The organism is Virgibacillus dokdonensis (genome assembly GCF_900166595.1).
Classification (GTDB): domain Bacteria; phylum Bacillota; class Bacilli; order Bacillales; family Amphibacillaceae; genus Virgibacillus; species Virgibacillus dokdonensis.
In genome coordinates this window covers 1,796,598-1,810,011 of sequence record NZ_LT745763.1, presented here as the reverse complement: position 1 = coordinate 1,810,011, position 13,414 = coordinate 1,796,598, and the positions used below count along the sequence as shown (strand labels likewise).

Sequence of the window (13,414 nt, the reverse complement as noted above, 5' to 3'; positions counted from 1 at the left end):
TTGCAGCCTAAGGAACCCTTTCTCTACAAAAGCATTGATCATGTACTCAGAACCTTCAACGCATTTTAATGATAAACCTTGTTAAGCGCAATTATAGAATAAGGCAGACATAAATGTCAATTAAGATGGTGCAGAGTCTCTTTCTTGCTTAGAAGTGGAATGATAATCCTTCCATATAAATAAATGCGTGATAATTACTTTTAAAATAGTCATTAATGGCACCGCGATAATCATGCCAACGACACCAAACAACTGCCCACCTAGTAATAAAGCAAAAATGATGGCGGCTGGGTGAATATTAATACTTTTTCCAACAATATACGGGGAAAGTAAATTACTTTCTATCAACTGAATAACAAACACGGATAAAATGACAAAAACGACCATATTCCCTGAGACAGTAAAACCTATAGCTACTGCTGGGACCGCTCCAATAATAGGCCCAAAATAAGGAATTAAATTTGTTATTCCCATAATGATGGCTAGTAACAACGCAAAATCAAGTTGCAATAAAAATTTAAAAATAACAAAAGACGTGAGACTTACAAAGCCACAAACAATTAATTGGCCTCTAATATAATTTCCTAAACTATCATCAATTGCATGCCAAATTTGACTACATGGAGCTCTAAACCTAGATGGAATTAGCTGTTTCCCGTACTTTTTTATTTTTTCATAGTCTTTTAAAAAATAAAAAACAAGTACAGGTATAACCGTTAAAAAGATGATGAGATCAAAGACCTTGGTAAACCCACTCATCAATCTTTCTAAGAGTTGGTCGAGTGTATTCTCCATTCGTAACAAAAATTGGTCAAATTTATCATGCACATTTTCGGGTAAAAAGGATGTATACTCATAAAATTGGTAAATCATTTTTTCATACATTTTCATTAACTGTGGAAACTGCTCATTTAAATCTCTCACTTGAACAACAACCATTGGATAAATACGATATATGCAATAGGCTGTTAAACCAAAAAAAAGCAGGTAAATGATTAAAACTGCCACTCCTTTAGGAATGTGGTACTTATGTATTGCCTGCACAACTGGGTATAATAGATAAGCAATTAAACAGGAAATAACAAACGGAGCTGCTACATGCCAGAAAAGTAAAAATACTGCTTTATAGAAAGGAAACAATTTAATCATTAAGTAAAAAAACAGGAAGAGTAGAATACCAATTAATAGAAAATAGAGGAAGTTCAGGCTTTGACGACTATTAAACATGGCTAACTTCCTCCAAAAGGTAGCGTGTAATCAAACCTTTAACTATTCCCATATAGTCTTCTTTCTTCCTCATTAAATAAGTCATTGAGCGAACTTAATGATCCGTCTGCTTCCACTTGATGTAAAAGCAGTGTATTATTTTCTATCGTCATCTCAACAAAACACGTCCAACAGTAGTATTGCCGGATTCCTATTTTACCAATATCTTTCCCATTACAATTCGGGCATCGCATGTCGTTAATACTCCTTCTGGTTTTCACTGAATACTAGTTATTTATCATGCTAACCCATTTCAAATAAAAATATACGTTCCTTCTTACATAAAGTCATAAGGGGAAAGATTAGAATCATTCTCTTCCAAATTTGCATGTATATTCGATTCATAAAGCACAGTTAATTTTTCCATGAGCAGTTGTGTCAGTGTTGTATAGCGATGACTTTTATTCTTTGTCGCTACACCGTATAAAAAAGCTTCTTGCTCACCACAAATAATTAATGATTGTTTACTTCTTGTTATTGCGGTATATAATAGATTCTTTCTCAGCATGCGTTGGTATGCCCAAGCAACAGGCATGATGACAATAGGAAATTCACTACCTTGTGATTTATGAATGGAAATACAATATGCCAGCATAATATTACGGTAGTCTTTCCGCTCATAAACAACTTCACGATCTTCATAGGCAATGACAAGCTGTTCTTCTTGTTCCGTGTTCTCTTCTTCTCGAAAAATAGCGACTACTTCTCCAATATCTCCATTATATACGCCATCATCAGGCTGGTTAACAAGCTGTATAACCTTATCACCTGTTCGAAAGATTGCTTCTTGTGTGCGAACTTCTCTTTTCTGGTTTGTCTTTGGATTAATTACTTGTTGAAGCTCTTGATTTAATTTAGTAATTCCAGCTTCTGAACGGTACATAGGGGCAAGAACTTGAATATCTTTCGTTTCAAATCCTTTCTCCAAAGCTTTCGTAAATATTTTAGTAATTACATGTCCCATTTGTGTTGTTCCGCATTGGATAAAGTTAAAATCATGATCTTTTCCTAAGTTTATTGGCTCATCTTTTTTTATTTCGTGAGCGAGTTGAATAATTTTTGAGCCTTCTTTTTGTCGATATACTTCCGTCAGCCTCACAAATGGTATTCTATTTGTACTTAGCAAGTCTGCTAACACTTGCCCTGGTCCAACAGAAGGCAATTGGTCTTCATCCCCTACAATTAATACTTGCATATCATCTGGGATAGCTTTAAAAAGATGATTAGCTAACCAAATATCTACCATAGAAAATTCATCTATAATAATAAATTTACCACTTAGTTGTTCATGCTCATTTTTTTCAAAAGTTTGGTTTCCATCCCATCCTAATAAGCGGTGTACAGTCATTGCTGGTAGCCCAGTAGATTCATTTAATCGTTTTGCAGCTCTTCCTGTTGGTGCAGTTAAGATGAATGGAAAGTCACTTTTATATTCGTAATCTTTTGGCTGTAAAGATAGCTCATGAATATTGGCATACGCTTTTAGAATACCTTTAATAACGGTCGTTTTACCTGTTCCTGGACCGCCTGTTAGAATCATAACCTTTGCATGAATAGCTTGGTTGATCGCTGTAAACTGTTCTTTTCCATAGGATAAAATTTCTTCTTCTTCAATACTGCCAATGATTTTCATAAGCTCAGCTATCGGCGTTTGATGCTCGATTGGCTTTTGTAAAATGCGTTTTAAATGAGAACTAAATCCATCCTCAGCATAGTAGAGAGAAGGTAAGTAGACATTGCCATCTTGGAGAATTACTTGTTTATCTTTATTTAAAGCTGTTAAAGTTTCTACTACCATTGCTTCCGTTAATTCTTTCGTATTTAATAGCGAACAAATAGATGAAATGCAAACATCCATTGGCAAATAAACATGCCCCTCCTGAATAGAAGTTTGCAAAACATAGATGCAACCTGCTCCTATACGAGTCGGGTGAGTAGCTGGAAGCCCCATTTGTCTAGCTATTTCATCAGCAGTTCGAAAGCCAAACCCATCAATATCGAACACAAACTGATACGGGTCTGCTTCTAATAATTGAACTGCTTCATCTTTATAGTTTTGATAGATTTTTTGTGCCATTTTCAAGCCAATATTATATTGTGCTAAATAGATAGCAACATGTTCAAAGCCTTGATTTTCTTGTAAAGTAACACGTAATTGATCGGCTGCTTTCTTCTTCAGTCCAGATATAGCATACAATGCTTCAGGATCATCAATAATTTTAGAAATTGCATTCTCACCTAATTGATCCACAATCTTGGCAGCTGTTTTTTTGCCAATGCCATAGAATAGATCACTGGATAAATAGGCTACTAAACCATCCTTCGTCTCTGGAATAAATGTTTTATATGAAGTTACTTTATACTGAGTGCCAAATCGCGGATGTTTATCAAATACCCCAAAAAAATAATAGCTAGTTTCCGGCTGCAGATTATAAAAATAACCCTTTATAACAATTGTTTTCTCTTCAAGTGTTTCGTTTGTATCTAACACCTTAATTTTAGCAATTGAAAAATGCTCCACTTCGTTTGTAAAAATTAAGTGAAGGAGTTCGCCACGAATATAGCTTTCATTTTCTGCTGGCTGTTTTATTTGTTCCATCCAAAACACTCCATCTTCTTCCTATGATTCATGAAGGTAGGGTTGTACATTCTTACGACCGTTGGCAGCTAAAATATGGTCAGGCTGAATGCGCAATGCTTCCTCAAAGTAGTTTAATGCTCTTTCTGCCTCTTCTCTAAATAAAGCTATGACTCCTAAATTATAATATGCATCGCTATGATTCTGATTCAACTGAAGAACTTTGTGAAAGATTTCCTCCGCTTCTTTTACATGCTCACATTGTGCAAGACTTAATCCATATTGGAACAGGAATTCTTCTTCATTTGTATTCAGTTCAGCAGCTCGCAATAAATATGGTAATGCTAGTTTGTGATAACCCTGTTGTTGAAATGTCATCCCTAATAAATAATAAACATCTGCTTCCTTTAATCCTAGATCTATAGCTTGCTGTAAATGGTTTTGCGCTTTCGTGTATAGCGACTGCTCATAAAATAAATTTCCTAAACCGTAGTGAGCAGTTGCTGCATGTGGATCTAATTCAATTGCTTTGGCAAAGAAACGTTGTGCTCGCTCTGTATCTTGCATATGCAAAAGTAGATTCCCAAAATTAGTATACCCTACGGGATCATCTGGGTATTCTTCTATAATTTCTGCAAATAATGACGCAGCCTCTTCCAGCTCGTTATTCTGCATTGCTTTTATCGCTAGTTTTAACTTGTTCTCCATTGTAAAAACTCCTTGTTAACCTACATAATCAAGTTGACGTTCACGCTTATAAATTTTATCAATTGTACCGCCTCCAAGACATATTTCTCCATCATAAAAAACGACAGCTTGCCCAGGAGTAATAGCACGTTGACTTTCTTTAAAAACAACATGAACTTGATTATTACCCAACACGGTTACCGTTACTGGACTATCATCTTGACGATAGCGAAATTTTGCAGTACAAGTAAACACCTCGTTTAATTTATCCGATTGGATCCAATTTACATCTGTTGCAGTCAAAGCATCAGAAAACAGCTTTTCATTACTATACCCTTGCTCTACGTATAATATATTTTCGGCTATATTTTTTCCAACTACAAACCACGGGTCACCTGCACCACCAATACCAAGACCTTGTCGCTGTCCTATTGTATAGTACATTAAACCATCATGGCGTCCTTTCACTACGCCATCTAACGTCTGCATTTCTCCAGGCTGAGCAGGCAAATATTCACTTAAAAATGCTTTGAAGTTCCGTTCTCCAATAAAGCATATACCTGTACTATCTTTCTTCGTTGCCGTAGCAAGATCATTTTCTTTAGCTATTTTCCGTACCTCTGATTTCGGTAAATGTCCAAGCGGAAACATAACTTTTGATAGCACATCTTCTGTTAGTTGGTTCAAGAAATACGTTTGGTCTTTATTGCCATCTACACCACGCAACATTTCAAAGCGCCCATTCTGTTCACGAACTCTGGCATAATGACCAGTTGCAACATAATCAGCACCTAATGACAATGCATGGTCCATAAACGCCTTAAATTTTATTTCTTTATTACACATCACATCAGGGTTAGGTGTTCTACCTGCTTTATATTCATCTAAAAAATACGTAAACACTTTATCCCAATATTGTTTTTCAAAATTAACGGAATAATAGGGGATATCTAGTTGGTTACATACTCGGACAACATCTTCAAAATCCTCTGTCGCGGTACAAACACCAAATTCATCTGTATCATCCCAGTTTTTCATAAAAATCCCCACCACATCATAACCTTGTTGCTTTAACAATAGAGCTGCTACCGAAGAATCTACACCTCCACTCATGCCTATAACTACTCTTGTATCTTGATTCATTGTAATCATCCTTTTACTATTTAAACATTTGTTGATACATTTTCGCCCATTTATGGGTCTTTACTCTTCACATTTTGTATTGCTGACCTTTACCTTATAACTGAGTCAGTCGCTTCACGCTCTTAGCTACTCTTTTAGTAGCAGTCTGAATGTTTTCTGGAGTATTAGCTAGGCCAAAACTAAATCGAACCGAATTTGTAGTGCATTCATCCCCTGAACCGTACATCGCTGTTAACACATGCGAAGGTTCTACAGACCCGGCCGTACACGCACTACCACTAGATGCAGCAACACCATCGAGGTCTAAATTAGTTAAGAGTGCTTCTACAGCCGTGTTTGGAAAGCTAATATTTACAATCGAAGCGACTGTATTCTGTTGGTCACCATTTATTCGAAAGTCAATGTCTTGTTCCCGTAAGCCGTTGATAAATTGCTGTTTAAGAACTCGATATTGTTCCGCTCGCTCATGCCTATGTTCTACTGCTAACTCAACAGCCTTTTCAAAGCCTACGATTCGAGCAACATCTTCTGTTCCTGCACGCCGTTTCCTTTCTTGCTCACCACCATATTGCAAGGATTGTAACTGTACGTCTTTTTTCGTATATAACAAACCGATGCCTTTTGGACCGTTAATTTTATGAGCAGATACAGTTAGTAAATCAACACCTAATTCACGAACATCAATAGCAAGTAAACCAAAAGCTTGCACAGCGTCCGTATGCAAGTAGGCTTGATGATGCTGCATTTGTTCAGCAATTTCTTGAATTGGTTGGATTATGCCTGTTTCATTATTTACATACATTACGGAAACGAGAATAGTTTCGCTTGTCAATGCATCCATGACATCCTCAACCGCAATTTTCCCTTGTCTGTCTACAGGTACATAGGTGACACGAAAACCTTCTTTTTCCAACGCTTCCGCAGTGTGTAATACCGCATGATGTTCCTGAGCAGTTACAATAATATGATTTCCTTTGTCTCGATTGGCTCTAGCTACGCCAACTAAGGCTAAATTATCCGCTTCTGTTCCGCCACTTGTAAAAATAATTTCTTTTTCGTTAGCGCCAATACGTTTAGCAATATGGGATCTAGCGCTATCTACAATTTGTCGCGCTTTTCTTCCAAAAGCATGCACGCTGGATGGATTTCCAAAAGTCTCTTTTTCTACTTCACACATGCGTTTTAATACTTGTGGATGAACGGGTGTCGTTGCCGCATGATCCAAATATATATGTTCCAAGAAAATCTACCCTTCCTACGATTAAATATAAAACATATAAGCATCTTGTGGTTCATCATCATTATGCTCAGCTAAATCTTTTAACGTCGTCGTGTCCAATACGTCTTTAACTGCATCACGGATTCTTCGCCACAAAGCTTGCTTTGCTGGTTCTTCATTTTCTATTCCTTCTACAGGTGTAATCGGGCCTTCTAATACACGAATGATGTCACCAGCTTTTATATCCATTGGTTCCTTAGCTAATACATAACCACCATATGCACCGCGAATACTCCGAATTAAGCCGGCATTTCGTAATGGTGAGGCTAGTTGCTCTAAATAATGCTCCGATAATTGATTTTCCTTCGCTATTTGTTTTAGAGAAATAGGTCCTTTGCCATGACATTTTGCTAGATGTATCATAAGAGTAAGACCATATCTTCCTTTGGTTGAAATTTTCATATATAACACCTCAATTAAAATAACGTTCCACACTTTCTCATACATGTTATTATAGCATGGAATACAAAAGTATTGCATACGATGCATTTCATTCGTATGTGTATTACAATGTCAAGTTAGATAAGTAATTTATTATTATATTATAAAGGGCGGTATAAATGAAACAAAAACCACTTGCATTTCAAATGAGACCTGAACATATTGATGAAATTATTGGTCAAGAGCATTTAGTTGGCGAAGGGAAAATTATTCGTCGGATGGTAACTGCTAAGCGACTTGCATCCATGATATTATTTGGACCGCCTGGTACGGGAAAAACATCCATGGCAATAGCCTTAGCAAGAAGCTTAGCAATGCCAGTAAAAACATTAAATGCAGTAACAGATAAAAAAAGAGACATGGAAATTGTTGTGGAAGAAGCAAAAATGACAGGGCAATTGGTACTTATTTTAGACGAAGTACATCGTTTAGATAAAGCGAAGCAAGACTTTTTACTTCCACATCTTGAGAGTAATTTAGTAATTATGATTGGTTGTACAACAAGCAACCCTTATCATTCCATTAATCCTGCTATTCGTAGCAGATGTCATCTGTTTGAATTGCATCGACTAACAACGGATCATGTCAAGAAAGCAATACAACGTGCATTAAAAGATGAAGTAAACGGCTACGGCAGCTCGTCCATTTACATTTCTGAGCAAGCTTTAAATCATTTTGCGTTTAGCGCTAACGGAGATCTGCGTGCAGCATTAAATGGGTTGGAGCTAGCTGTAGCATCAACACCAGAGAATGAAGAGAAACAAATTTCTATCACCTTAACAACAGCGGAAGAGTGTATGCAAAAAAAGAGTTTTTCACATGATAAAAATGGCGATGCGCATTATGATGTGCTTTCTGCTTTTCAAAAATCCATTCGTGGAAGCGATGTTGACGCTGCACTTCATTATTTAGCCAGATTAGTGGAAGCTGGTGACTTAGAAAGTATCGGGCGGAGAATGGTTGTAACTGCGTATGAAGATATTGGATTAGCCAATCCACAAGCAGGGCCACGGACGTTAACAGCTGTACAAGCTGCGGAAAGGTTGGGCTTTCCAGAAGCTAGAATCCCATTAGCTGTTGCAATTATTGAACTTTGTTTATCTCCAAAATCCAATTCAGCCTATAAAGCTTTAGACAAAGCTTTACAAGATGTACGCAACGGAAAAGGCGGAGAAGTTCCTGCTCATATTAAAGATGCTCATTACGCTGGTGCACAAACATTAGGAAGAGGAACACAGTATCAGTATCCACACGACCATGAGAGTGGTTGGGTAAAGCAACAATATTTACCTGAGGCAATCAAACATAAGCAATACTATGAACCTAAAGCTACAGGGAAATTTGAACAAGCTATGAAACAAGTTTATGAGAGAATAAAGAAAGATTAGAAAAACTTGTCTTGTCTGAACTGCCCCCTGTCAAGTATTATGGCGAAAGGTATATTGTTTTTCTTTTACGATAAACCCTAAAAATTTATACTTTCTTTTAGTATAAATAAAATTTTAGGTATAAGTTGAAACTTCTTTGGTAACAATAAAAGCAAATATGATCTTGTATACTATTTTTCTCAAACTTTGATTGTTATTAGAAAACATGACGCTTCACCAACTTTGACGGGAAAGCTATTGTTTTTCTTAATATGATAAAACCTAACAGTTTATATTTTGTTACAGTAAAAAAAGGAGTGGAAACAAAATGGCTAAGGTCAGACAAGATGCATGGTCACATGAAGATGATCTATTATTGGCAGAAACCGTCTTACGTCACATTAGAGAAGGAAGTACGCAACTGAATGCTTTTGAAGAGGTTGGAGATAAATTAAATCGTACATCTGCCGCATGTGGATTTCGTTGGAATGCAGAAATACGCAATAAGTATGTAAATGCTATTGATCTCGCAAAACGTCAGCGAAAAGAAAAGAAACGGGCTATGGCTAGAGCAGAAAAAGTAGAAAATAAACCAACCCTTGTAGCTTCATCAGCCACAAAACATCAAGAGACGGAGCAGTTTCAAACATCAACTGAAACTTCTATAAACGTCAATTCTTCCAATTCTCTCGTAACGATGGATAAAGTCATTCATTTTTTAAGAGAATTAGAAAAGCAATCGTTACATTCAAATCAATCTCAAGCATCACTTGAACACGTTCAAAATGAAAAAGAAGAATTACAAAAACAAGTAGATAGATTGACTCAAGAATTAAAACAAACAAAATCGCAATTAGCGACGATGCAGGAGGACTATCAAGCTTTTATTCAAATTATGGATAGGGCGAGAAAAATGACTGTGTTAGAAGATCAAGATATGAGGACTGCACCAGCATTTCGAATGGATAAAAATGGAAATTTGCAACAATTAGCGCAAGGATCTAATTGAATGTATGCAAAACTGAAAAACCTACATTACTAAAGGAAAATTCCTTTAAGCAATGTAGGTTTTTTTATCTCCCGATCGTGCCGTCCAGTATAAAGTTTTGATCCCGCTCATGGCAGGTGGGTGCTCCGTTCTACATATATTGTGCTTCCTGTAAGTAAGGCGTGCACGCAACATAGAAACCAACAAGCTCCCTTTTATAAAGGTGTTCGGTCAAAACACTTTTTCATGGACGAACACATCAGGATCGACTTTATTGTAAATTTATTTTAACATGTCGCTTCTGTAAAAATCAATCCTTTAACTGCACTTTACTTCTATTCCTAAAAAACAGTTCAATAGCAAATATTCACGACATGCCATTTTTTGTAGCTTCTTGTTTTATTTACATAGTAACGATATCTTAGAAGAACTTGGCTTATCCCCAAGCCTTTGTTTTTCTTATACTATTTACCCTAAAAACTTCTACTCCCCTATAGTGTTAGAAAGCGTTGCACGCTTCACCCCAAAAGATATAAGTAAACTATTTGCAAGATGGTACAAATGCTTTATTCATTCGTTTTTTTTAAAAAGCTATTTATCTTGATCTTGAGAAATAAGTTGAATAGACAATTCATCTAATTGACCTGGGTCCACTTCGCTCGGTGCATCTGTTAATAGATCGGAAGCAGAAGCTGTTTTCGGAAATAGAATCGTGTCTCTTAAATTCGTTCTGCCAGCTAAAAGCATGACAATTCGATCAAGCCCCAAGGCTACGCCGCCATGTGGTGGAGCACCATATTCTAAGGCTTCTAATAGAAAACCAAACTGTTCTTTAGCCTCCACTTCAGAAAATCCTAACACCTTAAACATTTTCTTTTGCAGCTCTACCTGATGAATACGAACAGACCCACCGCCTAATTCGTAGCCATTCAAAACTAAATCATATGCATTTGCTCTGACATTTTCCGGCTCTGTAGCCAGCTTTTCAATGTCTGATTCAATCGGTGAAGTAAACGGATGGTGCGCTGCAAAATACCTTCCTTGCTCTTCGTCGTATTCTAATAACGGCCAGTCCGTCACCCATAGAAAATGATATGCAGTGTTGTCTATCAAGTTTAACTCTTTTCCTAATTTTAAACGAAGGGCGCCTAAGCTATTGTAAACAACATTGGTTTTATCTGCAACAAATAATAACAAATCACCATCTTCCGCTTGTGCTTTTTCCATTAAACCTGCTTTTTCTTCTTCAGAAATAAATTTGACAATTGGTCCTTTTAATTCTTCTCCTTCAACTTTAAGCCATGCAAGACCTTTAGCACCATACACTTTAACAAACTCAGTTAGTTTATCAATATCTTTGCGTGAATATGTCTTTGCCCGTTGTTTTACATTCAACAAAGCTACTAAACCGTCTGATTCAATAGCGCTTTGAAATACTTTAAAGCTCGATTTCTTCACAATCTCTCCAACATGAATTAATTCCATTCCAAAACGAGTATCTGGTTTATCAGAACCATATCGTGCCATTGCCTCATCATACGGCATGCGTTTTAATGGAAGGGAGATGTCAATTCCTTTCACTTCTTTCATAACAAATTGCATCATTTCTTCTGTTAACTGCATGATTTCATCGCTTGTTAAAAATGATGTTTCCACATCAATTTGTGTAAATTCAGGCTGGCGATCTGCTCGTAAATCTTCGTCACGAAAACAACGAGCAATTTGGTAATACTTTTCAAATCCCCCCATCATAATTAATTGTTTAAACAATTGAGGCGACTGTGGTAAAGCATAAAACTCACCTTGGTGCACACGACTTGGAACAAGATAATCCCTCGCTCCTTCTGGTGTACTTTTAGTTAAAATAGGTGTTTCCATCTCTAAAAACTGCTGTTCATTTAAATAGTGGCGAACAGCCTGTGTAATGTGATGTCTTAATTTAAACGTTTCTTGCAATGGCTGTCTGCGCAAATCAAGATAACGATAAGATAATCGTAAATCTTCGGATACTTCTGCTTTATCTTGAATTGCAAAAGGTGGTGTTTTCGCTTTGTTTAAAATCGTAATCGTAGAAACGATCACTTCAATTTCTCCTGTTTTCATAGTAGGATTAACCGTTGAAGAATCACGTTTTACAACGGTTCCCTCTACTTCAACTACATATTCACTGCGAATATTTTCAGCAATTTCTAACGCTCTTTGTGAATGATTTGGATTAAAGACAATTTGCACAACACCAGAAGCATCACGTAAATCGATAAATATTAAGCCTCCTAAATCGCGGCGCTTTTGCACCCACCCTTTTAAAAGGACAGATTCTTTTACATTAGATTCACATAGTGAACCCGCCATTACACGTTGCTGCTTACTCATGTTCTCTTCCTCCTACACACTTTTCCTTCATCACGTCAATTATTTGATCTTTAGCGACCGTTGTTTGCTCTCCTGTGCTCATCTCTTTTACCGTAATCGTCTGTTCTTCAAGCTCACTTTCTCCAATAATTAATACATATTTAGCTGCATAACGGTCAGCTGCTTTGAATTGCCCCTTCATTTTCCTTCCTAAATAGTCCTTATCTACCTGGACACCATGCTTGCGCAGTTTAGAAACGAGCATTACGGCCTCTTTTTGTGCTTGTTCATCAACTGCTACGACATAAGCTTCCAATGAACGATCGACAGGGATAACTTGATTTTCAGCTTCTAATGCCATAAGCAATCGTTCAAGCCCCATTCCAAATCCGATTCCGGGCGTGTTTGGACCTCCTAATTCTTCAGCTAAGCCATTGTATCTACCACCACCTGCTAAAGTTGTTATCGCACCGAATCCGTCTGCTTCACTCATGATTTCAAATGCCGTATGGTTGTAATAATCTAGACCGCGAACCAAGTTTTTATCTATTTCATAGGGAATTCCGATTTTATCCAAATAGTCTTTAACTTGTTCAAAATAGGCTTCAGACTCCTCATTTAAATAGTCTAAAATAGAAGGAGCAGTTTGCATTGCTGGATGATCCCGATCTTGTTTACAATCTAGTACACGTAACGGATTGTTTTGTAGACGCGTTTGGCAATCAGAGCAGAGTTCATGCTTATGCGGTGTAAAGTGCGCGATAAGTGCTTGTCTATGATTTTCTCTACTTTCTTTATCTCCGAGTGAATTAATTACTAATTTTAAAGATGTTAAGCCCATTTTTTGATAGCAAGTCATTGCTAAATCAATAACTTCTGCATCGACAGCTGGATCAGCACTACCCAATACTTCTACTCCAAATTGATTTAATTGTCGCATTCTCCCTTTTTGTGGACGTTCATATCGGAACATTTCTGCAAAGTAATAAAGTTTTGTTGGTTGGTTTGCCAAACCGTGCAGTTTATGCTGTACAAAAGAACGAACGACAGGAGCTGTTCCCTCTGGTCGTAAAGTAATACTCCTCCCACCTCGATCTTCAAAAGTGTACATTTCTTTTTGAACAATATCTGTTGTATCACCGACCCCGCGTTGAAACACTTCCGTATGTTCAAATACAGGTGTCCGAATTTCTTCATAATGAAATTTGTGACATACCTGTTTAATTGTTTCTTCTACCCACCGCCATTTTTTTGCATCTTCAGGTAGTATGTCAGTCGTACCTCGTGGCGCTTTATAGCTCATTTTGTTAACC

At 37.0% G+C, this 13,414-nt stretch carries 11 protein-coding genes and 1 other RNA gene; 2 read left to right on the top strand and 10 right to left on the bottom strand.

Annotation, left to right across the window (positions count from 1 at the left end):
- Positions 1 to 120: 120 nt before the first annotated feature.
- The 7 genes from B2C77_RS09920 to cymR form a co-directional block, all read right to left on the bottom strand.
- Positions 121 to 1,227 (bottom strand): AI-2E family transporter, encoded by a 1,107-nt coding sequence (locus B2C77_RS09920; RefSeq protein ID WP_077703468.1) that lies wholly within the window; start codon positions 1,225 to 1,227, stop codon positions 121 to 123.
- 38 nt (positions 1,228 to 1,265) lie between these two features.
- Complete coding sequence (locus B2C77_RS09915) at positions 1,266 to 1,460, bottom strand: YrzR-like zinc ribbon domain (RefSeq protein ID WP_077703467.1); 195 nt, start codon at positions 1,458 to 1,460, stop codon at positions 1,266 to 1,268.
- Positions 1,461 to 1,543: 83 nt separating this feature from the next.
- Positions 1,544 to 3,865 (bottom strand): SF1B family DNA helicase RecD2, encoded by a 2,322-nt coding sequence (gene recD2 / locus B2C77_RS09910; protein WP_077703466.1) that lies wholly within the window; start codon positions 3,863 to 3,865, stop codon positions 1,544 to 1,546.
- Between the two features lie 21 nt (positions 3,866 to 3,886).
- Complete coding sequence (locus tag B2C77_RS09905; protein WP_077703465.1) at positions 3,887 to 4,552, bottom strand: tetratricopeptide repeat protein; 666 nt, start codon at positions 4,550 to 4,552, stop codon at positions 3,887 to 3,889.
- A 15-nt stretch (positions 4,553 to 4,567) separates the two neighbouring features.
- Positions 4,568 to 5,674 carry a tRNA 2-thiouridine(34) synthase MnmA gene (mnmA, locus tag B2C77_RS09900; protein ID WP_077703464.1) on the bottom strand — a complete coding sequence of 369 codons (1,107 nt, stop codon included), beginning with the start codon at positions 5,672 to 5,674 and terminating at the stop codon, positions 4,568 to 4,570.
- 94 nt (positions 5,675 to 5,768) lie between these two features.
- Positions 5,769 to 6,914: a cysteine desulfurase family protein gene (locus tag B2C77_RS09895; RefSeq protein WP_077703463.1), complete on the bottom strand. Its 1,146-nt coding sequence runs from the start codon at positions 6,912 to 6,914 to the stop codon at positions 5,769 to 5,771.
- A 21-nt stretch (positions 6,915 to 6,935) separates the two neighbouring features.
- Positions 6,936 to 7,355 (bottom strand): cysteine metabolism transcriptional regulator CymR, encoded by a 420-nt coding sequence (gene cymR / locus B2C77_RS09890; protein ID WP_073004592.1) that lies wholly within the window; start codon positions 7,353 to 7,355, stop codon positions 6,936 to 6,938.
- 158 nt (positions 7,356 to 7,513) lie between these two features.
- Here cymR and B2C77_RS09885 point away from each other — a divergent pair, with 158 nt between their 5' ends.
- Both B2C77_RS09885 and B2C77_RS09880 read left to right on the top strand, forming a co-directional pair.
- Complete coding sequence (locus B2C77_RS09885; protein ID WP_077703462.1) at positions 7,514 to 8,782, top strand: replication-associated recombination protein A; 1,269 nt, start codon at positions 7,514 to 7,516, stop codon at positions 8,780 to 8,782.
- A gap of 307 nt (positions 8,783 to 9,089) precedes the next feature.
- On the top strand, positions 9,090 to 9,770 hold the full coding sequence (locus B2C77_RS09880; protein WP_077703461.1) for an RsfA family transcriptional regulator: 681 nt from the start codon (positions 9,090 to 9,092) through the stop codon (positions 9,768 to 9,770).
- Between the two features lie 64 nt (positions 9,771 to 9,834).
- On the opposite strand, the gene ssrS is transcribed toward B2C77_RS09880, so the two are convergent.
- The 3 genes from ssrS to hisS all read right to left on the bottom strand — a co-directional run bounded on the left by ssrS (position 9,835) and on the right by hisS (position 13,404).
- Positions 9,835 to 10,018: non-coding RNA, 6S RNA (gene ssrS, locus B2C77_RS09875), on the bottom strand.
- Positions 10,019 to 10,340: 322 nt separating this feature from the next.
- Entirely contained in the window at positions 10,341 to 12,122 is a 1,782-nt protein-coding gene (gene aspS / locus B2C77_RS09870) for an aspartate--tRNA ligase (RefSeq protein ID WP_077703460.1), read from the bottom strand.
- Positions 12,115 to 13,404 carry a histidine--tRNA ligase gene (gene hisS / locus B2C77_RS09865; RefSeq protein WP_077703459.1) on the bottom strand — a complete coding sequence of 430 codons (1,290 nt, stop codon included), beginning with the start codon at positions 13,402 to 13,404 and terminating at the stop codon, positions 12,115 to 12,117. Before hisS ends, aspS begins: the two co-directional genes overlap by 8 nt.
- Positions 13,405 to 13,414 lie beyond the last annotated feature (10 nt).

What these genes read in the sequence shown, in the direction of transcription:
- B2C77_RS09920 (WP_077703468.1), bottom strand. Translation starts at nt 1,227, where the DNA reads ATGTTTAATAGTCGTCAAAGCCTGAACTTCCTCTATTTTCTATTAATT.
- B2C77_RS09915 (WP_077703467.1), bottom strand. Translation starts at nt 1,460, where the DNA reads ATGCGATGCCCGAATTGTAATGGGAAAGATATTGGTAAAATAGGAATC.
- recD2 (WP_077703466.1), bottom strand. Translation starts at nt 3,865, where the DNA reads ATGGAACAAATAAAACAGCCAGCAGAAAATGAAAGCTATATTCGTGGC.
- B2C77_RS09905 (WP_077703465.1), bottom strand. Translation starts at nt 4,552, where the DNA reads ATGGAGAACAAGTTAAAACTAGCGATAAAAGCAATGCAGAATAACGAG.
- mnmA (WP_077703464.1), bottom strand. Translation starts at nt 5,674, where the DNA reads ATGAATCAAGATACAAGAGTAGTTATAGGCATGAGTGGAGGTGTAGAT.
- cymR (WP_073004592.1), bottom strand. Translation starts at nt 7,355, where the DNA reads ATGAAAATTTCAACCAAAGGAAGATATGGTCTTACTCTTATGATACAT.
- B2C77_RS09885 (WP_077703462.1), top strand. Translation starts at nt 7,514, where the DNA reads ATGAAACAAAAACCACTTGCATTTCAAATGAGACCTGAACATATTGAT.
- B2C77_RS09880 (WP_077703461.1), top strand. Translation starts at nt 9,090, where the DNA reads ATGGCTAAGGTCAGACAAGATGCATGGTCACATGAAGATGATCTATTA.
- aspS (WP_077703460.1), bottom strand. Translation starts at nt 12,122, where the DNA reads ATGAGTAAGCAGCAACGTGTAATGGCGGGTTCACTATGTGAATCTAAT.
- hisS (WP_077703459.1), bottom strand. Translation starts at nt 13,404, where the DNA reads ATGAGCTATAAAGCGCCACGAGGTACGACTGACATACTACCTGAAGAT.